Annotated in this window: 19 protein-coding genes and 1 pseudogene; 3 read left to right on the forward strand and 17 right to left on the reverse strand. The window is 42.2% G+C overall.

What is annotated here, in order from left to right; translation table 11 throughout:
- Positions 1–11: 11 nt before the first annotated feature.
- The 12 genes from H6G92_RS26440 to H6G92_RS26495 form a co-directional block, all read right to left on the reverse strand.
- A complete protein-coding gene (locus H6G92_RS26440) occupies positions 12–3,038 on the reverse strand; it encodes a N,N-dimethylformamidase beta subunit family domain-containing protein (protein WP_190897500.1) in 3,027 nt (1,008 codons plus the stop codon).
- Between the two features lie 50 nt (positions 3,039–3,088).
- Entirely contained in the window at positions 3,089–4,330 is a 1,242-nt protein-coding gene (locus H6G92_RS26445) for a DegT/DnrJ/EryC1/StrS family aminotransferase (protein ID WP_190897502.1), read from the reverse strand.
- Positions 4,327–5,607: a nucleotide sugar dehydrogenase gene (locus H6G92_RS26450; RefSeq protein WP_190897512.1), complete on the reverse strand. Its 1,281-nt coding sequence runs from the start codon at positions 5,605–5,607 to the stop codon at positions 4,327–4,329. The genes H6G92_RS26445 and H6G92_RS26450 overlap by 4 nt, the downstream gene beginning before the upstream one ends.
- The gene (locus H6G92_RS26455) at positions 5,604–6,563 is read right to left on the reverse strand and encodes an NAD-dependent epimerase/dehydratase family protein (RefSeq protein ID WP_190897537.1); all 960 of its coding nucleotides are present in this window, start codon (positions 6,561–6,563) and stop codon (positions 5,604–5,606) included. The genes H6G92_RS26450 and H6G92_RS26455 overlap by 4 nt, the downstream gene beginning before the upstream one ends.
- Entirely contained in the window at positions 6,553–7,260 is a 708-nt protein-coding gene (locus H6G92_RS26460) for an acyltransferase (protein WP_190897540.1), read from the reverse strand. Before H6G92_RS26460 ends, H6G92_RS26455 begins: the two co-directional genes overlap by 11 nt.
- Positions 7,261–8,355, reverse strand: a complete 1,095-nt coding sequence (locus H6G92_RS26465; protein WP_190897541.1) for a DegT/DnrJ/EryC1/StrS family aminotransferase — start codon at positions 8,353–8,355, stop codon at positions 7,261–7,263.
- A complete protein-coding gene (locus H6G92_RS26470; RefSeq protein ID WP_190897542.1) occupies positions 8,352–9,380 on the reverse strand; it encodes a Gfo/Idh/MocA family protein in 1,029 nt (342 codons plus the stop codon). The genes H6G92_RS26465 and H6G92_RS26470 overlap by 4 nt, the downstream gene beginning before the upstream one ends.
- A 162-nt stretch (positions 9,381–9,542) precedes the next feature.
- Positions 9,543–10,073 carry an acyltransferase gene (locus H6G92_RS26475; RefSeq protein WP_190897548.1) on the reverse strand — a complete coding sequence of 177 codons (531 nt, stop codon included), beginning with the start codon at positions 10,071–10,073 and terminating at the stop codon, positions 9,543–9,545.
- 32 nt (positions 10,074–10,105) lie between these two features.
- Positions 10,106–11,398 (reverse strand): ABC transporter ATP-binding protein, encoded by a 1,293-nt coding sequence (locus H6G92_RS26480; RefSeq protein WP_242059314.1) that lies wholly within the window; start codon positions 11,396–11,398, stop codon positions 10,106–10,108.
- 15 nt (positions 11,399–11,413) lie between these two features.
- Positions 11,414–12,259 (reverse strand): ABC transporter permease, encoded by an 846-nt coding sequence (locus H6G92_RS26485; protein ID WP_190897554.1) that lies wholly within the window; start codon positions 12,257–12,259, stop codon positions 11,414–11,416.
- 31 nt (positions 12,260–12,290) lie between these two features.
- On the reverse strand, positions 12,291–12,719 hold the full coding sequence (locus H6G92_RS26490) for a hypothetical protein (RefSeq protein ID WP_190897560.1): 429 nt from the start codon (positions 12,717–12,719) through the stop codon (positions 12,291–12,293).
- An 809-nt stretch (positions 12,720–13,528) separates the two neighbouring features.
- Positions 13,529–14,878, reverse strand: coding sequence for a glycosyltransferase family 4 protein (locus H6G92_RS26495; RefSeq protein WP_190897562.1), 1,350 nt, complete (start codon positions 14,876–14,878; stop codon positions 13,529–13,531).
- A 1,484-nt stretch (positions 14,879–16,362) separates the two neighbouring features.
- Between H6G92_RS26495 and H6G92_RS26500 the strand changes: the two genes are divergently transcribed.
- Positions 16,363–18,528 carry a GumC family protein gene (locus H6G92_RS26500; protein ID WP_190897564.1) on the forward strand — a complete coding sequence of 722 codons (2,166 nt, stop codon included), beginning with the start codon at positions 16,363–16,365 and terminating at the stop codon, positions 18,526–18,528.
- Between the two features lie 372 nt (positions 18,529–18,900).
- Here the strand turns inward: H6G92_RS26500 and H6G92_RS26505 are convergent, their stop codons facing one another.
- From H6G92_RS26505 to H6G92_RS26525, 5 genes are all read right to left on the reverse strand, one after another.
- Positions 18,901–19,434 (reverse strand): hypothetical protein, encoded by a 534-nt coding sequence (locus H6G92_RS26505; protein WP_190897566.1) that lies wholly within the window; start codon positions 19,432–19,434, stop codon positions 18,901–18,903.
- A 258-nt stretch (positions 19,435–19,692) separates the two neighbouring features.
- Positions 19,693–19,896, reverse strand: coding sequence for a ChaB family protein (locus H6G92_RS26510; RefSeq protein ID WP_190897570.1), 204 nt, complete (start codon positions 19,894–19,896; stop codon positions 19,693–19,695).
- 91 nt (positions 19,897–19,987) lie between these two features.
- Positions 19,988–20,551 (reverse strand): type 1 glutamine amidotransferase domain-containing protein, encoded by a 564-nt coding sequence (locus H6G92_RS26515; protein ID WP_190897573.1) that lies wholly within the window; start codon positions 20,549–20,551, stop codon positions 19,988–19,990.
- A 110-nt stretch (positions 20,552–20,661) separates the two neighbouring features.
- Positions 20,662–21,783, reverse strand: coding sequence for an aldo/keto reductase (locus tag H6G92_RS26520; RefSeq protein WP_190897575.1), 1,122 nt, complete (start codon positions 21,781–21,783; stop codon positions 20,662–20,664).
- Between the two features lie 59 nt (positions 21,784–21,842).
- Positions 21,843–22,304: a pyridoxamine 5'-phosphate oxidase family protein gene (locus H6G92_RS26525; RefSeq protein ID WP_190897577.1), complete on the reverse strand. Its 462-nt coding sequence runs from the start codon at positions 22,302–22,304 to the stop codon at positions 21,843–21,845.
- Between the two features lie 537 nt (positions 22,305–22,841).
- On the opposite strand from H6G92_RS26525, the gene H6G92_RS26530 reads away from it, so the two are divergent.
- Together H6G92_RS26530 and metK are read left to right on the forward strand one after the other, a co-directional pair.
- Entirely contained in the window at positions 22,842–25,892 is a 3,051-nt protein-coding gene (locus H6G92_RS26530) for a cation-translocating P-type ATPase (RefSeq protein ID WP_190897580.1), read from the forward strand.
- Positions 25,893–25,895: 3 nt separating this feature from the next.
- A pseudogene (gene metK / locus H6G92_RS26535) lies at positions 25,896–26,831 on the forward strand (methionine adenosyltransferase); the annotation flags it as partial.
- Positions 26,832–26,956: the final 125 nt, after the last annotated feature.

The raw sequence follows: 26,956 nt of genomic DNA on the forward strand, positions 1-26,956 counted from the left end.
TGTGGGTTGCTTTAAGGAACAATCAATCCTGGATTTGGTGTCTGGGGTTTAGCGCCCATATCTGCTAGGATGTTGACAGTTATTTGCTTGGCGCGAATATCTTCTCGAGCTGGGCTAACATCGTTACTGTCTAGCCCCCATGCCCACTGAATGTTGCCAGACGCGAAGACTTTAGCGCCACTACTAGCTGTGTAGCGGGCTGAGTGGGATGTATTAAAATCCTGATTAGCAGGGAGAGTTTGTTCTCCAGCCGGTTCGTCGAAAGTTGGCAATAAGAAAGAGGGTTGGACTGGCGACTGGGACAACATCACCAGACCAGCAGGCGCAGACCCATTATCAACGAGAAAATCCCATTCATAGCCGACTAACATAGTCAGCTGATCCCCGTTCTGGAGTCCCGTGTTTGCATAGTAAGGATCGCTGCTGTTGGTAACGACATAATTAAAACCGCCGTAAAGACTTGAGGTGTCGCTACCGTACATTACTCCTAACAAGGCATTTTCCGGTCGCTGGTTTTGGAAGCTGCGGAATTTATTAGTGGCTGCTGACGATCCCTGTTGCTGGGCAACTGGATCTACTGCCCAATCTTGTTTGTAGCAGGCCATTACTCGGTTGGGCTTCACTTGCCCAGCAGCTACAGTAGAATTTTCAAACCTGACTCGCCAATAACAAGTGTTAGCAGAGAAAAATCCCAAATTAATGCCAGCATTGCGGGCAGTCTCGACGTGATCGCGCATTTCTTTAGACCAATACTCGTCGTGCCCTACAGACAAGAATACTTTGTGATTGAGCAATTTTTGTTCGTTGCTGTGAATCTGCATATTGTCGGTATAGGTGACATCGTAACCTTGAGATTCTAGCCAGCGCACCATATTGTATTCCCATCGCAGGGGTGTGTCGGCCTGGTTGTCGGTGATATAGGTTGCTTGGGAGAACGGCCGGTCGTAGGAAACCTTAAAAGCTCGTTGACCGTTAATGCTGTGAGAGTTGTACAGGCTGTAACCTCCCGTCATGCTGTAGCCCAAGACAGTAGAAACGGCACTCTGAAACAGAATATCGGCAGTGCTGCTATCATCGACAACGACAAACCACACATGGGCGATGATGCCTGTTGCCTGGTGGGTCAACTTGGCTACATAAAGACCGCTAGTCCAGTTATTGGCTACTTGGACTACGTAGGAAGTTGTCCAGTTACACTCGATCAAGCGGGTATCAGGGTCTAGGGTACAAGCAGCTTGGGTCGTGCCATTGAGTAAACCGCTACTTGCCATCAGCCTTCCGCCTGTGCCACCGTAGTAGCCCAAGCGATACACGTCGATGCTAAACTGTCCCGCTTGTGCCAGAGAAACCTTAATGTCCAGCGTTCCCCCTTTACTGGCACTGGTCGCTGAGGCATAACCAGCGATCTCGCCATTACCCCGATTGTTAAGCTTCCAATTAGTCGTGCCGGGATTGAGGTTTTCTAAATAGATGGCATTGGGGTTTACCGGGGTTGCTGTAGCCGAAAAAGTGACACTGCCGATGCCTGCCGCCGTGGCGCTGACTACCGTTCCTCCAGGTGCGGTAGGAGCCTGTCCTAGTGTCAAAATTGTACTTGCTTGACCGCTAGCATTAGTGACTGCACTAGTGGGCGAGACTGACCCCCCGCCATTCACAACATCAAAATTAACTGTAACTCCTGACTGAGGAATGTTTTGAGCGTTGACGACTCGCACGACTAGGGGGTTGGTCAGAGGTGTGCCTATGGCGCCACTCTGATTGTCTCCACTGACTTTAACCAAGATGCTACCAGCGACAAAGGCAATGTCGCGATAATAGTTAGTATTCCGGAAAGAACTAGTGGGAAAATAATTGGGATTCGAATTATATACCCCATTGTTGCCATCTGCTACTGAGGTCAGGTCGCCATTAACTATGGAGCTGGCCAGTTCATCATAGGTGGCGACGTAATAGGCGTTGATGTTGACAGAGACTACATAAGTCGTATTAGCTTGAATATTTACTGGCGTCTCTAGAAGCTGCTCCTGCCAGCCAGAAGCCGTCTCGTTAGAAAAAGTGACGCTTGCCAACAGAGTTCCCGTTGCCGTCCAGATTTTGCCAATATGAGTTCCTGTCTCACTAGCGGCTTTCCAAAAACGAATGGTGGCAACCTGTCCACCTCTAGTAGCGCGAAATTTCATGCCTAATTCATAGGCAACGTTATCAGTAGAATTTGGAAAATTGGGTACTTGAGTTGTCAACAGAGTTTGGCTGTTTCCCGAAGGACTGGCATAAGCAGAGAAAGTAACGCTACCTACTTCTTCTGCTGTGACGCTCACTGTATTCATTACAGGACTTGTCGCACCAGGATTAGCTCCAAGCGTTAAAGTGGTACTAGCCTGTCCATTAGTATCAGTTAATACTGTTGTCGGAGAAACTGACCCTCCGCCGCTGGTAACGGCAAAGTTCACCGTCACTCCTGACTGAGGATTGCCAGTACTGTTTTTCACCAGAACAACCAAGGGGTTAGACAAGGGAGTTGCGCCTGCACCAGTCTGATTATCGCCGCTGATTTTTGTAATCGTAGGTAGGGCAACAGCTACAAAGTTGATGTCACGAAAATAGTTGCTATTTCGGTGAGAACCTGTTGGGAAAGATCCTGGACTCCCATTAAATACTCCATTGTTGCCGTCTGCGACTGAGCTAAGATCCCCATTGACGATGGGGCTGGCCAGTTCATCATAAGTAGCAACGTAATAAGCATTTATGTTGACAGAAATTGTATAGGTCGTATTCGCTTGAATGTTCAGTGGTGTATCCAGAGCCTGCTCCTGCCAACCAGAAGCCGTCTCGTTAGTAAAAGTGGCGCTTGCTAACAGGGTTCCCGTCGCTGACCAGATATTACCAACATGAGTTCCTGTCTCGCTAGGGGCTTTCCAGAAGCGAACGGCGGTAATTTGTCCGCCTGTTGCACTGCGGAATTTCATGCCTAGTTCGTAGGGAACGCCATCACTGAAATTTCCAATACTCGGTACTTGATTGCTAAAGAGGATAGTCATAGTTATTTCCGATAAAGTTGAATTACTACGGACTATAAAAAGTAACTTCTCTAAACCTGACAAGCCACTTTTAAAACTTCCACCACATAGTCCTGTTCCTGTTCAGTCATCTGATGAAACAGAGGTAGTAGGACTGTATGGTCTTGTGCCTGTTCACTCTCCCAAAGGCGATCGCACTTGCCAATTTCACACTCACAAGCTTTCGACTCAACTCCACACGACCAAGCTTCTGTTTGATAAGCACCTTCACGGTGAGCGCACATAATTCCACGCCGCGTGGCAATGCCAGCATCTAACATTCGCTGCATTACTTGTAGCTGGTCGCATCTCTCTGTAAGCCGTATACAAAAACTCTGCCAGTTACTCTTGGCCCAATTTGGCTCAGTAGGTAACTTTAATCCGGGTACATCTGCGAGTTGTTCTTGGTATCGCTGTGCCAAATAACGCCGACGTTCTACAATTTCTGGCAGCCGTTTGAGTTGTTCTCGCCCGACTGCTGCTTGAATATCAGTCATGCGGTAGTTGTAACCCAGCATGGGGTATGATTCAAATATTACCTGTTTTGTACCGTGGCGTACTGTATCGGGGACGCTCATCCCATGTTGCCGCCAGAGGCGAAACTGTTTGTCCCATTCAGGATTATTTGTCGTCAACATCCCACCGTCACCGGTGGTGATGACTTTCCGGGGATGAAAGGAAAAGCAGGCGATATCGCCATGCGGCTTACCAATTTTCTCCCACTTTCCATCCCAAAGAATTTCACTACCGATGGCACAAGCCGCATCTTCAATTACTGGTAAATTGTAACGGTGGGCAATATCCAAGATGGCTTTGAGGTCGCAAGGCATCCCGATCTGGTGGACAATGAGAATGGCGCGGGTACGTGAAGCAAAGCTATCCCGAAGGGAATCGCTAATCGCATCTTCAATTAACATCGGGTTGATGTTGTATGTCTGTGGTTCAATATCCACAAACATCGGTATTGCCCCGCAGTAGCGAATACTGTTAGCAGTGGCAATATAAGAATGGCTAACGGTAATCACTCGATCTCCAGGTTGCACGCCTACAGCTAACAGCGCTAGATGCAGTGCTGTGGTGCAATTGGAAACAGCACAAGCATAGTTTCCTCCTACGTAAGTGGCAAACTCTTGCTCAAAGGCTGCGACTTCCGGACCTTGAGTTACCCAGCCAGACATGATTGCACGGCTGGCTGCTTCAGCTTCCGGTTCACCTATCCAAGGTTTGGCGATCGGGATGTTCTTTACTTGATTGGTCGATCGCTGCTCAGTCATTGCTTGCCCACTCCAACATAAACTAAGCCTGTGCTGCGAATCTTATTTGCATCCCACAAACCACGACCATCGACGATCGCTTTCACCCCTTTACTAGCAAGCTCTTGAAAGTTTAGATCGTAGTAAATCGAGTGAGATGTGTTTAAAATTACGACCTCTGGTAGCTGCGGGTCGGTTAGTTGACAAGGGACAAAACCATGCTCACGTATTTCATCATCACTGTATAAAGGATCGTGTATCCGTACTTGTGCCCCACGTCTTGTCAAATCCTCACGCAGTGGAAATGCCGGAGAGAAAATATGTTCTTTCACCTGCGGACGAAATCCTAATCCTAAAATTAAAGTTGTGCGTCCATGTAGCAATTCCCAGCGCGACTCTAGTCGGTCTAAGATGGAAGCAGGTTGAGATTCGTTAAGCAGTCGTGCTTGTTCAGCCAGCACACTGAAAATCCCTCGACGTTGACTATCGCGGATCAAAAAATATGGATAAACAGGCGTGCAATGTCCGCCTACTCCAATGCCAGGAAATAGCAGATGTGCTTCTCCATCTGTATTCGCGGCACGGATAACCTCATGAAAATTCATGCCAACTTCGTCTGCATAATGGGCAAGTTCATTGGCAAGAGCAATATTAACATCACGGTAAATCATCCCTGCCAGCTTAACCATCTCAGCAGCTTCCAGCGTGCCGACATTGATTACAGGTGCGCCCAGATATTGCTGATAAAAAGCTTCGGCACAAGCAGCCGCCTGAGAGGTAATACCGCCAACGACCTTTGGTGTTTGCGTCAGGTGCTTGAGTACTAACTGGCTCTTAACCCTTTCCGGCGAAAATACTAAATGAAAATCTTCACCAGCTTTGAGACCACTACTTTCAAGTATCGGCAGTAAGCGGCGCGTACCGCCAATGGGTAAAGTCGTTTCATAGGAGACCATTGCACCAGGCTTAAGTCCTTGAGCAATTTGCCAAGAAACAGACTCAATAATTGATAAATCAGCATCACGCTCTGGTGTCAGTAAAACGGGGACGATGACGACAATCACCTGACTCTCTGCTACAGCAGCCGTAGTATCAGTCGATGCCCGCAAAGTTCCATTTGCCACAGCGTAGCTTAATAACTCTGATACACCTGGTTCATCAATGGGACAAACTCCTTGGTTAATTGCCTCAACGACAACTGTATTCGTATCGCAGGCAATTACTGATGCACCTTGGTTGGCAAACTGACAGGCTAATGGTAAACCCATCTTGCCTGCACCAATGACGGTAACTTTCATGATAGTTTCTCTTGTTGATCCTTGAACCATTCAAATGTTTGATGCAATCCTGTTTCCAGATCGACCTTGGGTTTGTATCCTAGTAAATTTTGAGCCTTCTCGATCGAAGGAATACGCGCTTTAACTTCCGAGCGTTTGACATCTTGATATTCAATAGTGGCTCCTGGTATAATTCGAGCCATTTGTTGTGCTAATCCTAAAGTGGTTGCTACTGCCGATGGATTGCCAATGTTTAACGCCTGCCCAGCAGTATTGGGTGTCTTGATAATCATTTCTACTGCATCGACCAGATCTGATATGTAGCACCAGGCGCGTATGGCAGAGCCATCTCCGTAAACCTTCATCGGTTCACCGTTTAAAATTGCACGGCAAAAGTTACTGATTGCACCTTCACCTACTTGTCTTGGGCCGTAAATGTTAAATGGTCTAACAGTTGTGCAGTCGAAGCCAAATGTTTCAGCATATCGCAAGCTAAAATTCTCTCCGGCCAGTTTACTGGTAGCATAAACCCAGCGCTTATCTGATACAGACCCAATTACGTATGGCGATTCTTCATTCACCCATAGGGCATCAGAGCCATAGATTTCACTGGTGGAAAAGTGAACAAACTTTTTGATGTTTTGTTTTGCTGCTGCTTCCAGCACGTTAGCAGTGCCAAGAATATTGATCCGCAGTGTTTGTAGTGATTCCTGATAATAACTTGATACACCAGCAATAGCAGCAAGATGAATTACGGTATCTACACCATCTAGTGCTTCACGAATTGAATCAGGATCGAGTACATCGCCTGATATAACTTTGATATTTGGATGTTCTTTGAGTGAAGGAGCAAAGGAGAGAGAGTCTCGGCGAAAACTATCGAAGAGAACAACCTCAGTATATTTAATCAAACGTTCGGCTAAATGTGTGCCGATAAAGCCTGCGCCACCCGTAATTAATACTCGACTATTTTGCATTTTCTGTATTCTCCGATGGTTCGTATCCTTCTCGCCAGCGTAAAAACCGAGCCGGAACACCAGCTACAATGGCATAAGCTGGTACATCCTTAGTGACAACTGCTCCAGCACCGACAATACTGTGTTTACCGATTGTCACCCCAGGAAGGATGACCGCATTCATCCCAATGTCGGCTCCTGTTTCCACTTTTACCGATTTAATTTCTAGGTCTGTTTTAATAATTGGCAGATCAATGGGCGATCCAGTGTGGCTAGAACCCAAGACTTTTGCACCTGGCCCCCAGCCTACGTAATCTTCAAGAATTAAATCGCGGGCATCAAAGTAACTCTGTGGGCCAATCCAAACGTGATTTCCAATTACACACCTACCATCGAATCTTCCCTGAATATAGCTTTGGGAACCAATGAACACACTATTGCCAATTTCAAAGGTTTCTAGATGCTTGAAACCGACACCATTGCTAATACGAACGCCGTGTCCGAATTGACTTGCTACTGCACGCCAAATCACTCGCCGCATTAAGGCATCAAAATTTCCATCGCCGATCGCAAAGCGGGCATACAATTCGATTAATCCGTGATTACCATATTGATGGCGTAAATGTTCTGCCAGTCCCACTTCATAATCTGGGTCTAGCGTCAATTCTTGCGAACCATGTACAGCTTTGACTATCCGACTTTGAACTAGCTCAGACATTTAAACACTCTCACACACCGCAGCACTGACAATTTCGATCTGCTCTGAAGAAAGTTCTGCAAACATTGGTAACGAAAGTACTTCATTGGCTACCAATTCTGCACAAGGAAAATCACCAACTTGATATCCTAAATCTGCATAGGCTGGCTGCAAGTGTACAGGAATGGGATAATGAATCCCTGTCTGAATTAAGCGCTGCTGTAGTTTTTGTTGTAGTGCATTCCGCTGGTTAGTACGCACTACGTAAACGTGGTAAACATGATGACTATAGGACATCACAGAGGGTGTTGTAATGCCTGAGTTGGCCAAGAGGCGATCGTATAGTGCTGCATGTGTCCTGCGTGATTGAGTCCAAGCATCTAAATAGCGCAACTTAACCCGCAAAATTCCACCCTGGATGCCATCCATGCGGTAGTTATAACCCTTAAGAACATGGTGATATCTTTGTTCTTGTCCCCAGTCGCGTAACATCTTGATGGTACTGGCATATTCAGGATTATTAGTGACTATTGCGCCACCCTCGCCGTATGCCCCTAAATTCTTACCTGGGTAAAAACTAAAACATCCCATATCCCCAATACTGCCTACCCGTTGTCCTTTGTATTCTGCGCGATGAGCTTGGGCAGCGTCTTCAATCACCGTCAAACCATGACGCCGAGCAATTTCGACGATCGCGTTCATGTCTGCGGGTTGACCGTATAAATGTACTGGTAAAATAGCTTTAGTTTTTGCGGTGATCGCTTGTTCTATTTTGCTGACATCAATGGTGTAGGAAACCGGGTCAATGTCTACAAATACGGGTGTCGCACCAGTATAAACAATAGCTGCAACGGTAGCAACAAAAGTAAAAGGTGTAGTAATTACTTCGTCGCCGGGGCCAATACCAGCTGCCAACAGCGCTAGGTGTAAAGCGCTAGTTCCTGTGTTTAAGGCTATACTGTAGTCGGCGTTGCAATATTGGGCAAACTCTTGCTCAAAGGCTGCTACCTCACTCCCCAAAATAAATTGGCTACTGTCCAAAACTTTAAGGACAGCAGTATCAATTTCCTCTTTAATGCTCAAGTATTGAGCTTTGAGATCTACAAATGGAATCATGCTACTACCCGTGCTGTATCAATTTCAATTAATCGTCCCTGCTGTTTCATAGACTGAGTAGCAGCTTCTAAAATCCTGACTATCCGCAGTCCTGCTTGCCCATCGGTAATGGGGCGATCGCTTGTTTCAATACACTTCATAAAGTGTAATACTTCCGTTCGCAGTGCTTCCTTTACTTCCAAATGGGGTGCCCACATATCTCCTGCACGATAACCAATCAGCATTTGGTATAGACTTTCAGTATTGTCATCAACGGTAATTCCTTTATCGTAAATCTTCACCTTCTCACTAGGTTCTAGGTCATCGTAAACAATCATACGTTGGCTACCACCAATCAATGTACGACGGACTTTCACAGGTGCTAACCAGTTAACATGGATGTGAGCAATTAAGTTACCCTCAAAAAACAGAGTCAAATAGGCAATATTTTCTGGTTCCCCAGATACATGACTCATCCCTGTTGCTGAAACAGCGTAAGGTTGTGATGGCAGTATGTAGTCCATAATGGAAAGGTCGTGGACTGCCAAATCCCAAATCACATTCACATCGTGCTGAAAAAGTCCCAGGTTGACACGCACCGAATCATAGTAATAAATATCGCCAATTACATTGGTAACTACTAGATCGTGCATTTTGCGTACAGCACCAGTGTAAACAAAGGTATGATCGACCATTAACACTAGGTTGCGTTTTTCTGCCTCTTCAATCAACCGCATTGCTTGTTCGGAGGTAGTTGTCATGGGCTTTTCTACTAGCACATGTTTACCAGCCTGCAATGCAGCCAAAGCCAAATCAAAATGAGTGGATACTGGTGTGACGATCGCTACAGCATCAATCTGGGGATCTGTAAATATGTCTCGACAATCTTGAGTAACTTGAATTGTGGGATAGCGAGCTTGCACTTTTGCCAATAGTTCTGGTTTAAAATCGCTGACTTTTCTTACCTGAACTCCTGGCATTTCGACAAAATTTCTGACTAAATTTGGTCCCCAATAACCATAGCCGATGACGCCGATATTAATCATGTTTTCTGTTGCTTTTAATTAATGAGAATTGATTTTTTATGCACTATGAATGATTGCCACCTTTGAGTGGCAATCATTCATAACTGGATCTAAAAAAGTTTTATCTTTGCAAGATGGGAAAATTCACCAAGCGGTTAACCAATGCACAAAACTTAGAGGATTTCACAAACTGCTAGCTGACATCGGCAAATTTTGGCGATCGCCTACGGCGGGGCGTAGCCCATCGCGTACATCCCCTATGACACGTGCGGGGACTCCAACTACAATTGCATAATCGGGAACATGGTCAGTTACTACTGCTCCAGAACCGACAATGGCTTTTTCACCGATAGTCACCCCAGGTAGGATGGTAGCATTACTACCAATAGATGCACAGCGCTTGACTAAAGTTTTAACTGCATACCAGTCGTCTTCAGTTTTCAAACTACCATCTTCATTAGTGGCGCGGGGATAAAGATCGTTAGTGAACATGACTCCATGACCAATAAACACTTCGTCTTCTAAAACAACGCCATCGCAAAGAAAACTATGTGATGAAATTTTACAACGACTTCCTACTAGGACATTTTTCTGTATTTCTACAAAACTGCCAATTTTAGTGTCATCGCCAATCTTACAACCGTAGAGATTTACCAAATTAGGATGAAAAATTTTGACATTTTTGCCTAACTGGACATCATTATTTATTGGCATAATTTGTATAGTTTTGAAATCATTCAAGAATTTTATGAAATTTTTTCAGCTTCAATAACTTTCCAAACAGTATCTTCTAAGTAAGTACACTCATCAGCTTGCCATGCATAATCTGGTCGCTCAATACTGTGCATTGAAATCTCAAACGGACAAATGTCTCTTAAATTTTCCAGCAAAGTTTGGGTACTACGGATGCTAAACCATGTTGTTAAGGTGTACGAACCCATGTATAGCCTATATTTTGGAACGTGACACCGAATAATAAATGTTCCTGTCTTCTGGCAAAATGGAGCTTGATGAGCTTCAAAAAAGTAGAACATGCACACGGGTTGTTGTAGGGCACTGACAACCTGGAAGGAAAAACGCAAGCTTTCGTGAGGCTCGGTGATCTGAAGCGCAAACTCAAAAGTGATTGGCTTGCCCCAATTGTGAAATCCATTTTCTTCAGAAGTATGAACTTTTACCCAAACTATATGGTTGCCAGTTTTGTTGACAGGAGCTTGGTAATAAGCTTGTGGCTCGTAATCATCTTTCTGCCCAGCCATGTATAACTGTACTGCTTTGCCAGTATCGCCATCAAACTGAACGCTACCCTTTGAAAGTAGTATGCAACGTTTGGTCAGTTGGGCGATCGCTTGCATACTATGACTGACGAATAAAACTGTTCGTCCCTCTTTGGTCGCTACATCACCCATTTTGCCCAAGCACTTCTTCTGAAATGCCGAATCACCTACAGCCAAAACTTCATCAACAATTAAAATTTCTGGCTCTAAATGGGCTGCAACGGAAAAAGCAAGGCGGACGTACATTCCTGATGAATAGCGCTTTACTGGAGTATCTAAAAACTTTTCAACCTCAGCAAAGGCAACTATTTCATCAAATTTATTTTTAATTTCGAATCTACTCATCCCCAAAACGGAACCGTTGAGATAAATGTTCTCGCGCCCCGTAAGTTCTGGATGAAATCCTGTTCCTACTTCTAATAAACTTGCTACCCGCCCTTTAATGGCAATACGTCCTGTTGTTGGTTCGGTAATCCGGCTTAGAACTTTTAAGAGGGTGGATTTACCGGCACCATTACGCCCAATAACACCAATGGCTTCACCTTGTTGAATGTCAAAGGAAACATCTCTTAATGCCCAAAATTCTTCCCGCGTTGGGTTGGGCATTTTTTTGCCCCTAGGTTTGATAAATGCCTTGGCAAAAGATGTAGTACCATCAGCAATTACATCTCGCAGTGCTTTATAGCGACTCCCTTGCTCTTGCTGGTGAGCGATAATATATTTTTTGCTTAAATTCTCTACACTGATCATATTCTCAGACATCTGCACAGTTCCTTGTTAAATTACGTCAGCAAATGTCCGTTCCATTCTGCGGAAGTACCAAATGCCACTTACCAGTAACAGGGCAACTAGTCCTAGAGATAGTGTGAATCCAGTCCAGTAAAGTTTGGACTCTCCCGCTAAGATTGCCCAGCGAAAGCCATCAATCACGCCCACTATTGGGTTTAAATAATAGAGCAAACGCCATTGTTCTGGTATAATAGTGCTACTAAAACCGACTGGCGATATATATAGTCCAAACTGGACAATAAATGGCACAATGTAACGGAAGTCTCTATATTCCACATTCAAAGCTGCCAACCACAGCCCTACTCCTAGTGAGGCAGCAAAGGCAATGCCAATAAATAAGGGCAATAATAATATCCGCCAAGTGGGAACAAAATCATACCAAGCCATTAGTCCTAAGAGAATTATCGCAGAAACTAGAAAGTCTACAAAGCTAACAATCACTGAACTGGCAGGTACAATCAAGCGCGGAAAGTACACTTTAGAAATCAAGTTGGCATTACTAATTAGACTATTACTACACTCGCTTAGGGCATTAGCAAAAAACTGCCAAGGTAGCAAAGCAGCAAATACCAGTATTGGATAGGGTGCTGTTCCCTCCGAAGGTAAGTTCGCCAACTTTCCGAAGATGACGCTGAACACGACCATCGTCAAAAATGGTCGAATGAGTGCCCAGAGCATACCAATGACTGTTTGTTTGTAGCGTACTAGAATGTCACGCCAAGCCAGAAAATAAAATAGCTCTCGGTAGCGCCACAGGTCTTTCCAATACTGCTTATCCGTTCGTCCAGCTTCAATTACCAACTCTAACTTTGAGGTAATTCCTTTACTACTCATAATATTAATTAAAGACCACTGCTTTTAAGCATTAATTGGAAAACTGAAAATCTTTGATGTTGTGATAGTTAAGCACCTTTGCCTGCCTGCGAGTAAATTCTCCAACAGAAGGGTTTCCCTCGGGATTAATTACTCCTGTTACCTGCTGCCACAGTTCTTGTGGCGCTAGAGAAAGTTTATAGGTGCGATCATTCGACTTGCAAACGTGATACCACTTTGTTTGCTGGCAGCGATCGCACCAAAAGGCTTCTAACCATTCTCCCCCTATGCTAACTGTGGTTTGGCTTGCTACCAACATCAATGCACTCCGTCGACTCATGCCTCGTTGCTGCAACTGCCCTGCTTGGTCGGCAAACAATTGATATTTTTGACTCCTGCTTTCAAGATAACAGCCATGATTGGGACAGTAGATATCCCTTCGTTTTGAACGTTTCCGATTTCGGTCACACCTTCTCTGCAATTCGACCTCCCACTTCAGTAAATAAACAGTGAAATTCGGAAGGTTACGTTGGAGGAACTGAGATCAAAAAGACCATCGAAGCCCATCTCCTAAAATTAATAACTAATATCCTATTTAATTACTGGACATTGATTGACAAATATTCTAAATTCAGGATTTTTTTGGAATTTGGCAACCAGATTAAACTTGTTGCAAAACAATAAAAATTGCGTAAGTTTTTTTCAAAAAGTAATTATTTATCACTGTCAATCTGTCTTAGAGCATAACATATTCTGGCGACTTTACATTAACTTAATCCAACTTATCATGAACAAAATATAAAACTATTTTTGATATCTTTTTTAATAGTTTAAGCAGGATAATAAGTAAGGCTAATATACAATCTATCAGCCTTGCTAGCTATTTTTATGGCTCTCTGGTGATAATTGTTTCCTACTTCAATTAGGCATTAAATGTAAGCCTCCAAAAGCTAACCCTCTTTTGAATATGTAGTAGTTTTTGTTTAAGCAAGGCATTAATCTAGCTTAAATAAAAATGTAAAACTTTTTGGTAAAATAGTATTTTCTATTTTGCCTATTGCGCCTGGTTCCAAATATTGAGAAAGTACTGCCAGACTCAAAAGTTAATGACAAATACTTTCGATAAATAACTGGATTTCTCAGGACTGATCCAGCTAATACCATTTACCTGCTAGCAGGGGCAGGAGGAAAGGGCAAGAAAGAAGAACTTGTAGCTGTATATTCGAGAACTGGTATGAGGCTGAAAGTCTTTGTAACCTGCACCAATCTGTGTCTAAATTTCTCAAAGAACTATTTTGTATGGCTTTGAGTCATAGCTATCACACCATCAGGCAATATTGCTTGCTGTAAAACATCAAGATATTGTTGAGAGATAATCTTAGGTGTGAAATGCGATCGCAAATACTGACGACCTGCCTTGCCCATGCGCTCTCCTAGTTGCGGATCTCGACTGAGTAAGCGAATAAATTGAGCTAGAGCATGACTGTCTCCATTCTCAAAGGTGCTACCGCAGTCGGCTTCGGCAATCAGTTGTTTGAGGTATGAATACTGCGAACAAATCACCGCTATCGGTCGTCCGGATGCTAAAGCTGAGTAAAGCTTGCTAGGTACGACTAAACCCTCGGTCGATGCATCTACACTCACTAGTGACAGATCGCAAGCCGTTAAAGAATAGGGCAGCACCTGCTTGTCTTGATATGGCAGAAATGTAAAATTCAAGAGTCCTAATTGATTCACTTCTTGAATCAATTCATCTCGTTTTGCTCCACCACCAATGAAGACAAAATGAACTGGCTCATCTTGCAGTTGTTGAGCAGCTTCTAGGATAGTTGTCATATCATGGCAGCGTCCCATATTACCGGAGTAGAGTACGGTAAATTTGTTTACTAAGTTATGCTTCCAAGCAAACCAGTTCTCTTGTTTGGCAATTGGCACAATCAATTCAGGGTTCGCCCAACTGTGAATTACCGAAATCTTATCGGCTACTTGTGGACAATTTGCTAGCACTTGCTGTTTCATGGCTGGACTAAGAACTACAATTCCCTTAGCATTTAGCCAAATCTGTTTGTTAATGGCACGCCATAACCGTGCCAGCCAGTTTTGCTTTGAGACTACCCCTAGAGCAATCGCAATATCAGGATAAAGGTCATAAATGATGCAAACATATGGAAGTCGGAACACCAAATAAGCCAGATATCCGATGATTGACAAAAATGGAGGGGCTGTAGTCACCAACAATACATTCCTACGCCGCCAAGCTCTCAGTAGATAGAGTGCTGCACGCAAGGTGTATAAGACACCATTGACAGCTTTGCCACGAATTCGCCCCGGCCAGAGTTGGGCTGTGCGCGATCGCTGAATTCGGATTCCACCCACACGTTCAACTGAAGCAGCACTATGAGATTGAAACGCATAGCCTGGCTGACTTGTAAAAACCTCAATATCCACTCCTTGCTGCCCTAATTGTTTCACTAGTTCTTCTATCAACTGTCCTGTAGGAGCATAGTCTGGTGGGAAAAACTGAGTGATTACAGACAATTTGATGGATTGCTGGGTTTTTAGAGAATAGTCATTTTTAACATCTAACCGCGTAGAAATGGATTGCAAAAATTTTTGATTAATCCATTCATTAAGTCTCATCAGTTGTATCCTGCTGTAAAAATCTTATTGAATACACTACTGAACTGCTCAAGCCATTAATAATTACACACGCTTACCGAAATTAATAAATAATTTCAATTTGCTTCAGCCAAATTAATTAGTTTACTAGTATACATAGAGTCTCCTCATTCTCACAGTTACATCTGCAAGCTGCGCTGGGAACCAAGCCGCTTAATAAGAGTTTATACTCGCTTTAATTTGTATACGCGATCTCGTCTGGACATGGGAACACAAAAATAAGCACAAGTCTGAACGACTACGGTAATCATACGATATGTAGATCACCTTACAATCATGCCTTTTACAGGCTTGTAAGAAAATTTACTTTACGTCTAAACGGCACTAACAACTACTATAATCTGGTGCCGTATAAGGAAGTGGGAGTTTATAGACATTGGATTTTGGATGTTTTCACTTGCTTAGTTTTAAACTTGGTTCAGCAATATTCATTACATATAAACATTGAATATATTACCATATTCAATATTGGGTTTTACATGTAATTACTTACAAGAATACCATGATAAAAGGATGTTTAAAATTTACCAATGTACTTTATCAAAAATTTATTTTTTTATTAAAGTATACAAGCAAAAACTTCACAAATTAGTCTCTCAGGACTTAAGCATTGAGTTGTCTGAACCCTAAATTACGAGAGACATAAATAATGATCAGATCCTTCTTTGCAGTCACCATTAATTAGCGTTCGTAGTTTGCGAAGCGGACACCCCAGAAGATGTTGGCGCAATGATCACATATTATGTTACTACCACAACTAGTGCACTCTTTGTCTAATTCGTCAATGTATACATCCTACTATTGTCTTTTACATGAATTTTTATGTCTGAAAAACTGTACATTTATATAATAGGTCTAATTAGTTACTTTTGCAGTGCTGCTAGTAAGTTAAATCTCAGCCTTGTATATAAAGTAACTCATAATTTTTCATGGGTATAGTATTAAATGTTACTATATAAAAATGTGTAACAGTTTTGTGAATAACAATTGATACCCTCCTGCTGATATTTAAATTACTCTGGCTAGAATCGATTTAATAAATTTATCACATGCTTCATCCAAACTACACTTTGACCCAATTGGAAATTAAATTTGACTTAAGATTATAATATATAACTAAAAAATGTATACTTTAAAACAAAGATGTTATTATAAATTCTTACTCAGCTAGAATCAGAAAAAACTGAAAAGCGTATAAATTTAAGAGTTGAAACTAAGTATACGACATTATAATAGAGGGTTAGAATTAACCTGAGAGATAAATCCATATCCACGAGTTATCAAAATTTTGATTTTTACTCGCCAATGATCGCATCTTGTACTAAGAAACTTGCCACTCCGGCAGCTAATAACCAACCTTTATGCAGTTAGTTGAGCCTTAAGATGGCATTACTGTAGCTTTTATACACATTCTTTGTAACTTAATTATAAGTATTCTTAAATAGATGGAGAATCATTCTTCTCAATCCTCAAATTATAACCAGAATAGGAACTCTGCACCGCCATTTCTTCAGCCTCAAACTTTGCCGTGGTCTGAAGGGGAAGGAGACGATTGGAGTTTCCTTGAATTTCTGAGTGTTGTACGCCGACGAGCGCTAGTCATTGCAGGGGTAACTATTACTCTAACGACAGTTGTTTTTGTCAGCTTGATACTAAACCGGGAGCTACCAATATATGAAGGCAATTTTCGCCTGTTAGTGGAACCTGTAAATGATGACACGAAAGTTGTGGATATTGTCAAAGACCCTAACGTAGGCAAGTCTGGTCTAGATTACGAAAGCCAAATTCAGGTTCTCAAAAGTCCGGAATTGATGGGAGAGATTGTGAAGCAGTTGCAAACTACCTATCCAGATATCAGCTATAATTCACTGCTCCAAAACCTAACAATTTCTCGGTTCGCTGAAACCAAAATTATAGAAGTTCGTTATCGAAGTCATGATCCAAATCAAATCCAAGTTGTACTCAAGCAAATTTCTAAGGATTACTTGGATTACAGCCGGGAAAAGCGGCAAACCAAATTACGCCAAGGGATTCAGTTTGTTGAAAGACAACTGCCATTTATACAAAATCGAGTTGATCAGATTCAGAAAGAACTGCAAACTTTCCGGCAAAAGTATGACTTTGTTGATCCAGAAGCCCAGTCGGGACAAGTTGTTAGTCAAATTACTAGCTTGTCTGAGCAACGACAAGTGGTTGATCGGCAATTGGCAGAAGTTCGTGCCAATCTATCTTTTCTACAGGAAGAAAATGGCAAGCTGGCAGTGCTAAAGGATGCTATTTTGTATCAGCAGTTACTGGCACAAGTACGGCAGCTAGACGTTCAAATTGCTACAGAGTCAACTCGTTTGCAAGATAATAATCCAACTATGCAAGCATTGAAACAGAAACGGGCAAGCCTGTCACTCTTGCTAAAGAAGGAGGCGCAACGCTTTCTGGGTACAAAAATTGCAGAACTAAAGACTCAACTTCAAACTCTAGGAGTGCAAAGCCAAGAGCTTGCTAAAGTAGAACGAAAACTTGAACTGGATCGCAAGCAATGGCCAATCTTGACACGACAATACACTGAACTACAGCGAAAATTACAGGTGGCGACTGAGAGCCTGAATCGTTTTCTATCTACTCGGGAAAATCTCCAAATTCAGATATCTCAGACAGAACTTGGTTGGCAGTTACTTGAGGCACCAAGTCAGCCGCAATCCCCTATATCTGATTCGAGCATTAAACGTTATTTAATACCAGGTTTGGTTGCGAGTTTAGCCTTAGGAATTGGTGTCGCCCTACTGCTGGAAAAGCTTGACAAGACCTACCATAGCGTTAAGATCCTGAAGGAGAAGGTCAAGTTACCATTGTTAGGAAATATTCCATTTGAAAAGCAAGTCCAAAACAGTCAAGACCAGACACCCAAACAAAAATTTCCCATAGTAAGAATACCAGATCCCATTCTTAAAGGCATTCCTGGGTTAGCTGTCTTACGAGATCAAGACTATAGCAACTATTCAGCAAAATTTTTAGAAGCTTTGCGGGTACTTTATACAAATGTCCAATTACTCAGTTCCGATCGCCCTATTTCTTCTATAACTATTAGTTCAGCCATGTCTGGTGATGGTAAGTCTACTATTGCCTTCCATTTAGCTCAAGTAGCTACACATATGGGACAAAGAGTACTACTTGTAGATGCAGATTTACGCCAACCCAAGATTCACACCTTATCAGATTTAAATAATTTATGGGGATTAAGTAATTTGATCTCAACAAACCTGCCAACCAGTGAAGTGATCCGGCAACTACCTTCGAGCAATCAATTATCTATAATCACTGCTGGACCCATACCGCCTGATCCCACCAAGCTGCTCTCGTCTGAAAAGATGAAGCGACTAATGACAGACTTCCATAATACCTTTGACTTGGTGATTTATGACACTCCCCCCTTATTGGGACTAGCTGATGCTAGTCTGTTGGCACCCCATACTGATGGCATATTGCTAGTGGTAAAGATTGACCAAACAGACTCATCAATGATACAGCGAACTTTAGATCATCTAAAATTTTCTCGGATGAATACCTTAGGTATGGTTAGTAACGGTGAGAGGAGCAACATCAACAGTTATTAGTCCAGAACTTCTCCATATCAAAGATGTGCAAGCATTCGCCCATGCACATGCATTTGATAAAACTGTGCTGATGGTTTGCGGTAAATTTGCCGCTGAGGGCGAGAAATTTATCCTGCCCCATTTTGCAAGGTGTTGATTTACTTAAAAACAATTAATTCATCAAGACTGCTTTATGATGTCTCAACTGAACCGCCGCGATCGCTATAAAGATTTATTGCCGACCATGTATTATATTCACCTTGAAGACCTGATCAGGAAAAACAACGGGCTGAACGATTGATTGCACAATTGCGTAGACGCTTTGGCAGAGCCTTTCTTAGAAAAGCGGCTTATCGTTAGACATTGCTCGGCGTTGAAACCGATGTAAATTAGTTAATTCCCCACAAGTTTGCTGTTTTGTGAATAGTCTGTATAGCCTTGAATATTCTCCGGTTCAAATTGACGCACTACACGGGTAGCTTCGCGTGTTAAATCCTCATTCCCGGTAACTACAATTAGGTATTTACCAGCATTCAAACGGTTACGATATGGTAAAGCATCGCCACTACCAACTGTTAAGCCAACTCCTCGACCGATTAAAGCAGCACCTAAGGCACCGGCTATAGCTCCTAAGATTCCAGCAAGAAATTCATTGCCAAATCGAGTAACCTGGGGAAAAATTTCAATTTCTGTAAGATAGTTGAAGGCATAACCTGCAACAAATCCAAAGGGTACAAGCCACCAAAAAAGCCGAGTTGATTGTTTGCGGGCTTGCTTGTCGGGATCAATTAGTCCAAATTCATCAGCACTTAAATAACCATCGCCCAAAATATTGACTTGTGAAGTTGGCAAGCCTGCTTTTTCCAAAGCAGAGTAGGCGGCTTCTGCTTGTATTCGATCTGGTAAAACTGCAATAAGGTAATTCATAAGACCTCGCAAAAAGATAAATGATCAGATAAACAACCAACAAACAAGGTGTCTAGATCCAAATTCGAGAGCGATTAAAACTTATATTTATAGCAAAAGATTTTTTGTACAGAATTAATTAGGAATTATGCACAAGAGATTTCCCAACCCCCTTAAAAAGGGGGCTTTTAGGATTCCTATTTTTAAGGAGGATCTAGGTTTCAGGTTTTCAGTGCGTAAGCCCTGTTAATAAAACTCCTTAATACGATCCGAACCGAACTATTCTGGCTTTTTGTGCCATTGCCCATTGTTGCCTTTTTCGTAATCGCGTTTTACCGCACTCCAAGCAACACGAAAAGCACGTTCTTCTTCCCCATATTCTTCTTGAGCATTATTAAATGCAGCCCGAAAAATTTCTTGGGCGTGTTTGGGCAAGTGCTCTTTGACGGAATCAGGTAAGTCTGCAATCTGTTTGTAAGGCATAAATTTCGTTTCCTTACTTAATAGGGTGAAATTAAATATCATGCTTACTAAGGTAATGTGGCTTTACCTTGACCAAACTCTTGATCATCAGTCAAAGAGCGCCAGCAAAAGAAAGCTTGAACTTCGAAAACAAATTGAGCATTTCCCGATTAAAGGCTGGGATGTCATCGGGTTGTCGGCTTGTTACCCAATTTCTATCAACAACCACTTCTTTATCTACCCAGTTACCGCCTGCATTGCGAATATCATCTTGAATCGTGTAGTAACTCGTTAGCGTCCGTCCTCGCACTAAGCCAGCTGAAACCAATTCCCACGGGGCATGGCAAATAGCAGCAATCGGCTTGCCTTGTTCCTGCATCTTTTGCAGGAATGACTGGACTTTGGGCCCCATTCTCAAGGTATCAGCATTGAGAGCGCCACCTGGTAACAATACAGCATCAAACTCTTCGGGTTGTGCCTCGGTAAGCACTCGGTCAACGTTGACTGTTATGCTTTTATCAAAATGACGAAACGCCTGTATTTGTCCTAGCTTGGCTGACAAAATCTCCACAGTTGCACCAGCTTCTTTTAAAGGACGTACAGGTTCAGTCAGTTCTGATTCCTCAAAGCCATCAGTAGCAATGACGGCCACTCGGAAATTTGATAGGTCAGGCATAATACACCTCTAAATTAAGTTCAAGATTTGTACTTAAATCAACTGTCGCACCTTTGGATATTGTGGATATTCGGTTTAGTAGTTTCCCCTGTCCCCTTATCTCTCCAACCTCATGTCTGCACTTGGCTTTGGGGTGGAAAACCATGCTGAATTCTGCCTTCATCAGCATCAAACTGCTTGGAGGTTTTAAACAGTTCAAAACGCCCGTCGGCAGCATATTGGGCGCAACGATCGCGCAACGCTTGCATTTCTTTTGCCTGCATCGGTTGAAAACCACGGGCGATCGCTAAATTTTGCCGCAGCACTGGGAGCGAATCAATACCACTGACGAGTGTGGCGATCGGTAAACTCATGACATAGCGGATAGCTTCCTGGGGAGTAACTACACCTTTTTTTACTGCATCAGCATTACCGCTGAGACTTTTCATACCAATGGCGGCAATTCCTCGTTTATTGAGTTCTGGTAGTACTTGCCGCTCAAAGCTTCTAAAACTAGCATCAAAACAATTAACCGGCAATTGCACGGCATCAAATGGGTAATTGTAAGAGAGCATTTTTAGATGAATAGCGGGGTCTTTGTGACCCGTAAAGCCGACGAATCTAACCTTACCCTCCTTTTTCGCCTGATTCAGAGCTTCAATTGCTCCATTGGGACGAAAAATCATTTCTGGATCGTTATCATAAACAACTTCGTGGATTTGCCACAAATCGAGGTGGTCGGTTTTGAGACGACGTAGGGATTCTTCAAGTTGCTGCATTGCCACTTTGCGATCGCGTCCGTGGGTGCAAACCTTCGTCATCAAAAAAACCTTGTCTCGTCGCCCTTGCAACGCCTCTCCCATCCACTCTTCACTACGATGCTTGTTATACTCCCAAGCGTTATCCATGAAGGTGATGCCATTGTCAATAGCTTCGTGGGTAATGCGAATCGCCTCTTCTTTGCTTTTTGCTTGCCCTAAAGTTGCACCTCCCAAAGCGATTGCTGACACTTTCACCCCTGTTTTTCCCAGTGGACGCAAAGGAATTTCACCAGTATTTTTGCTGTTTGTTGGAGTTGCAGATGATGTTGGAACCTGTGCCGCTTCTACTTCAGAATTGGGATTAAGGATGTGGTCAGCGAGGATTGCCCCTCCACCTGCACCGATAAAGCCTATTCCTTTTAAAAAATGTCGTCGCTTTATCTCTAAAGGTAGATGATTTTGGGCGGCTTCATCATTATTTTGTCCTGTCATTGATTTCTTTGAATTTAAAATACTTAATTTTTGCCAATTTAGTTCAGGGATTACACATTTTAAAGGGGTGATGGTGTCAATAAACTAATTGTTTTTGGCTTAAAACTCGATATACTATCCCAATAATTAACTTGGTTAATATTCACCTTAAGCAAAGCGATATCGGGTTCGTCCAATCCTTTAGGAAACCAAGTTTGAAGTTCTGGCTTCCATAGTTCTCGCATCTTATTGCGGTCTTTCACAAGTTGTGCTGTACCTGAGATAGAAACGTATCGTTGCTGTTCGGGTGACGAGAAACTAACATTTACTTGCTCATAGTGCTCAATTTCAGCCACCTTATGGGAACCAGCATAGGTAAAGAACCAGAGTGTGGCTTCAGAGTTAATTTCACCACTTTTTGACATGGGGTAACTATGCAAACTGCCATCATCATCGACTGTGGTAAACATACCATAATCAATATTTTTGATTAGTTCACGTAGTTTTTGAATCTGTTGATCGCGGTCTGTAGAAGTTGCCATTGTTTGTACTCTTTTCTCTATGTGCTTTCTGGAGTGTAATTTTTGATTACAACCAATATTAAGACGATTAAAGTTATTTTTCACCTTTTTAGTTTAAATTGCGTGAGTCTACAGATGGAATTATTCTAAAATTAGCTTTTTTATTTATATCTATAGAGATATTGGTTGAGAGTGCTTGTTCTGTGCCTGCACAACTGGTAGGCATAGCAAAATGAATTTTACGTTTATTTCTTTAGACATAAATTCTAGAGTTTTGCACTAAATTCAAATTGCCTCTGTAACTTTAGGGTGATTAATCTAACTATTGACTACGCTTATATAGTTGTACATATCTTGTAAGTCTACTTTCAGCTTGTGTTGTGAGCACATCAGATAGCCCTCGATTACAAAAGTAATTGTGAACTACAGTCAGCCAATAATTAGGTTAATATATCAAACTCTATGAGGATTTATTTAAAAAAATTAAGTTCTTTTTTATAAGAGAGGAAATTAATGTAAGTATAATTTTACAGGGGAATTATAGGAGTAATAATTGCTGTGATTCAAGCAATACATACCAGTGTGGAGGGAAGAGCTAGATACAAAGTAAATGAACTCTACCGCTCACCATCTCTGAAAAAATATTTGGAGCGATCGCTCTCAAAAGAAGCAGGAATCACCTATGTCTATGCTAACCCATTAACTAGCAATATTTTGGTTAATTTTAATAGAGATAAAAGCTACAAACAAATTGGCTCTTTAATTGAAAAAATATTATCACACTATCATAAACAGAGTGGAAAATCCCAAATAGAAAAATTAGTAACAAGTAAAAAATCATTTGATAAAATAATTGCTAATACCGAGGAACAAAAAATCCTTAATTGGCATTTAATGACAGCAAATAGTGTCATAGATACATTCAAAACCTCAAAAGAATCAGGATTATGCAGTGAATCTGCCGCAGAAAACCTCAGTAAATATGGCCCGAATATTCTAGCCCAAGCTGCAACTCGTTCCGATCTGAGCATCTTAATTGACCAGTTCAAATCTCTCCCAGTGGCTTTACTGGGAATCGCTGCGGGAATTTCTCTTCTCACCGGTGGAATAATTGATGCTGTGGTAATTATTGGTGTTGTTGGTTTGAATGCGGCTATTGGTTATGCTACAGAAAGCCAATCAGAAAAAATCATTCATTCTCTTAGAAGCCAGGAACAAACATCAACTTGGGTAATTAGAGATGGTAAACAAATAGAAATCCCTACAGAAAATGTTGTCTTAGGAGATATTTTATTTCTCAAACCTGGTAGTTATGTAGCAGCAGATGCCCGACTCATTGAAGCAGATAACCTGAGTATTGATGAGTCTGCCTTGACGGGAGAAAGTATTCCCGTTACCAAAATTACTGGATCTTTGATTGGAGAAGATATTCCGTTAGGCGATCGCTTGAACATGATCTATAAGGGGACTTTGGTTACAGGTGGTCAAGGACTGGCTGCGGTTATATCCACAGGTCAGTTTACCGAAATGGGCAAGATCCAGCAAATGGTTGGTGAGGCAACAGCAATCCAGACTCCTCTAGCAAGACAACTAGATGAGGTGGGTAGTCAACTGGTTCTAATTAGCATGGGAATCTGCGGTCTGGTCTTTGCTATGGGAGTACTGCGGGGATATGGTTTAGTGCAAATGCTCAAATCTTCCATATCCTTAGCGGTGGCCGCGGTTCCAGAAGGCTTGCCAACCATCGCCACCACAACCTTAGCCTTAGGCATTCGAGATATGAGGAAGAATAACGTTCTTATCCGTAGTCTAAGTGCTGTGGAAGCCTTGGGTTCTGTACAGACGATTTGTATGGATAAAACCGGGACACTTACAGAAAACAAAATGTCCGTGGTAGAGATATATGCAGACATCAGACATATTAAAATATCTGACGGAGAATTCATCGCTGGACAAGAAAATTTCAACCCCTACACCTGCGAAGAATTGTTAAAGCTGATTCATGTATTAGTCCTCTGTAATGAAAGTGAAGTCAGTCTACAAGGCGATGGCGAATATATTGTCACAGGTTCGGCAACAGAAAACGCTTTAATCTACATGGCAATTAGCGCCGGAGTGAACGTCATTGAACTCAGAGAAAAGTATTCAATATTACAAAGTAACCTGCGATCAGAAAATCGTAACATCATGAGTACAATTCACCAGACTCATGATAACCATCAATTGGTTGCTGTTAAAGGCAACCCCGCCGAAGTTGTGCAGATATGCCAAAAGTGGATGAGGAACGGTCAATTAGTGACTTTAACAGAAGAAGATAGGCAGGCGATCGCAATTGAAAACGATCGCATGGCAGGGAAGGCGCTGCGGGTGCTGGGTGCAGCTTACAGCTATATCAATGAAACTAAAAACGGGAATAATTATGAATCAGACCTGATTTGGCTGGGTCTTGTGGGCATGGCTGACCCCATTAGAAAGGATGCCAAAGAATTGATCGGTGACTTTCATCAGGCTGGAATTGATACAGTGATGATTACTGGCGATCAAAGCCCAACCGCCTATGCGATCGCTAAAGAATTAGAATTGAATCGAGATCCCCAATTAGAAATTCTCGATTCTACTAACCTGAATAATCTCACTCCAGAGGCATTGATAGCACTCAGCAACAAAGTAAATGTTTTTGCCCGTATCAGTCCTAGTAATAAACTGCAAATTGTCCAGGCTTTGCAAGCAGCCGGAAAAGTAGTTGCCATGACCGGTGATGGTATTAACGATGCACCAGCACTCAAGGCAGCACAAGTGGGTGTAGCAATGGGCCAAAGCGGAACCGATGTAGCGCGTGAGGTTGCAGATATCGTTTTGGAAGACGACAGGCTAGAAACCATGATGATTGCCGTCAGTCGGGGACGGACAATTTACAACAACATTAGAAAATCTGTGCATTTCTTACTAGCCACAAACCTCAGCGAAATCATGGTGATGACTACCGCCACCGCAGTTGGTATAGGCGAACCCTTGAATGCCATCCAACTCCTTTGGTTAAATTTAGTAACTGACATTTTCCCCGGTCTATCCTTAGCAATGGAAGCACCAGAACCGGAGGTTTTGAGTCAGCCACCCCGCAACCCTGACGAACCAATTATTAAAAATTCCGACTTTGGCAGAATTGCCTTTGAATCAGCGACCCTATCCGTCAGTACCTTAGCAGCCTATGGTTACGCCATTCTCAGATATGGCATTAGCCCCCAAGCAAGCACTGTTGCTTTTATGAGTCTAACTAGCGGACAATTGCTACATACAATTAGCTGTCGTTCGGAAAAACATAGCATATTTAGTAAAGAAAAACTGCTTAAGAATCCATACTTAAATGCTGCAATTATAGGTTCTTTTGCCATACAAATTTTGGCTATATCTATTCCCTCATTGAGGAGTCTTTTAAAGATTAGTCCACTAAATATTGCAGATGGCGCTGTTATTACAGGTAGTGCTTTGCTGCCATTGTTAGTGAATGAAATAACAAAATATTATACATTTTTAGAAAAAGATGAGCTTCCAGAAATCAAACCCCAGATTAATAGAGATAAATTAATTCTATCTGAATCAGCGAGGTAAATTATGAAAAAAGACTTCATGTTTACATCAGAATCAGTAACAGAGGGACATCCTGATAAACTTTGTGATCAGATCAGTGATGCGATCGTTGATCGTTTTTTACAGCAAGATCCTTATGCCAGAATAATTACCGAATGTGCCGTATCTACAGGCATAATTTTCATAGCTGCAAGATTTAAATCTAACACCAATAACGTAGATTTTACCAATGTAGCTAGACAAGTAATCGAGAAAGTTGGCTACGATAAAAAAGAATTTAATGCTAAGACATGTAGCATTTTGACAAGCTTAAAAGAATTATCCCCCAGCAAATACCATTTGTTTGATGAAAAAATTTTATCTGACGAAGAGATAGAAAGAATCACTGTTAATAATCAAGTAACAGTTTTTGGATTTGCCTGCAATCAAACATATAGTCTCATGCCGCTACCAATATGGTTAGCGCACAAACTTGCTAGACAAATTAGTGAAGTTAGAAGCCAACAAATACTTCCATATCTTACTCCTGACGGCAAAACTCAGGTAGGAGTTGAATATAAAAATCACCGTCCCTATAGAATCCATAGCATTACGGTTATTGCCAGTCAAAATAAACCATCAAAACCTGAGTTCCAGCAATTACAAGATGATATTAGAGAAACCGTAATTTATCCTGTCTTTAAAGATGAAGATGTGAAACCAGATGCACAAACCAGAATATTTATCAATCCAGATGGGCCATTTATTCGAGGAGGCCCGGCGGCTCATTCTGGGTTAACCGGCAGAAAAAATGCCATAGATACTTATGGCGAATATTCCAAACATAGTGGTTCAGCTTTGAGTGGCAAAGATCCAATTAGGATTGATAGAGTCGGAGCATACATTGCCCGTTATGCAGCAAAAAATATCGTAGCGGCAAAACTGGCTGATGAATGTGAAGTACAGCTAAGTTATTCTATAGAATCCATTTGACATCTTTTACTATCTTGAAGTACAGTTACCGCAAAAGCCGTATCCAGCAGTCATGCCGTACTCTAGCAGCCTAACAGACGAAGAGTGGGAAATCCTTGAACCCCTACTGCCGA

This window comes from Nostoc foliaceum FACHB-393 (genome assembly GCF_014698505.1).
GTDB classification, from domain to species: domain Bacteria; phylum Cyanobacteriota; class Cyanobacteriia; order Cyanobacteriales; family Nostocaceae; genus Nostoc; species Nostoc foliaceum_A.

Excerpts from the sequence above, each read along its gene's own strand:
- H6G92_RS26440 (WP_190897500.1), bottom strand. The coding sequence starts at position 3,038 with ATGACTATCCTCTTTAGCAATCAAGTACCGAGTATTGGAAATTTCAGT.
- H6G92_RS26445 (WP_190897502.1), bottom strand. The coding sequence starts at position 4,330 with ATGACTGAGCAGCGATCGACCAATCAAGTAAAGAACATCCCGATCGCC.
- H6G92_RS26450 (WP_190897512.1), bottom strand. The coding sequence starts at position 5,607 with ATGAAAGTTACCGTCATTGGTGCAGGCAAGATGGGTTTACCATTAGCC.
- H6G92_RS26455 (WP_190897537.1), bottom strand. The coding sequence starts at position 6,563 with ATGCAAAATAGTCGAGTATTAATTACGGGTGGCGCAGGCTTTATCGGC.
- H6G92_RS26460 (WP_190897540.1), bottom strand. The coding sequence starts at position 7,260 with ATGTCTGAGCTAGTTCAAAGTCGGATAGTCAAAGCTGTACATGGTTCG.
- H6G92_RS26465 (WP_190897541.1), bottom strand. The coding sequence starts at position 8,355 with ATGATTCCATTTGTAGATCTCAAAGCTCAATACTTGAGCATTAAAGAG.
- H6G92_RS26470 (WP_190897542.1), bottom strand. The coding sequence starts at position 9,380 with ATGATTAATATCGGCGTCATCGGCTATGGTTATTGGGGACCAAATTTA.
- H6G92_RS26475 (WP_190897548.1), bottom strand. The coding sequence starts at position 10,073 with ATGCCAATAAATAATGATGTCCAGTTAGGCAAAAATGTCAAAATTTTT.
- H6G92_RS26480 (WP_242059314.1), bottom strand. The coding sequence starts at position 11,398 with ATGTCTGAGAATATGATCAGTGTAGAGAATTTAAGCAAAAAATATATT.
- H6G92_RS26485 (WP_190897554.1), bottom strand. The coding sequence starts at position 12,259 with ATGAGTAGTAAAGGAATTACCTCAAAGTTAGAGTTGGTAATTGAAGCT.
- H6G92_RS26495 (WP_190897562.1), bottom strand. The coding sequence starts at position 14,878 with ATGAGACTTAATGAATGGATTAATCAAAAATTTTTGCAATCCATTTCT.
- H6G92_RS26500 (WP_190897564.1), top strand. The coding sequence starts at position 16,363 with ATGGAGAATCATTCTTCTCAATCCTCAAATTATAACCAGAATAGGAAC.
- H6G92_RS26505 (WP_190897566.1), bottom strand. The coding sequence starts at position 19,434 with ATGAATTACCTTATTGCAGTTTTACCAGATCGAATACAAGCAGAAGCC.
- H6G92_RS26510 (WP_190897570.1), bottom strand. The coding sequence starts at position 19,896 with ATGCCTTACAAACAGATTGCAGACTTACCTGATTCCGTCAAAGAGCAC.
- H6G92_RS26515 (WP_190897573.1), bottom strand. The coding sequence starts at position 20,551 with ATGCCTGACCTATCAAATTTCCGAGTGGCCGTCATTGCTACTGATGGC.
- H6G92_RS26520 (WP_190897575.1), bottom strand. The coding sequence starts at position 21,783 with ATGACAGGACAAAATAATGATGAAGCCGCCCAAAATCATCTACCTTTA.
- H6G92_RS26525 (WP_190897577.1), bottom strand. The coding sequence starts at position 22,304 with ATGGCAACTTCTACAGACCGCGATCAACAGATTCAAAAACTACGTGAA.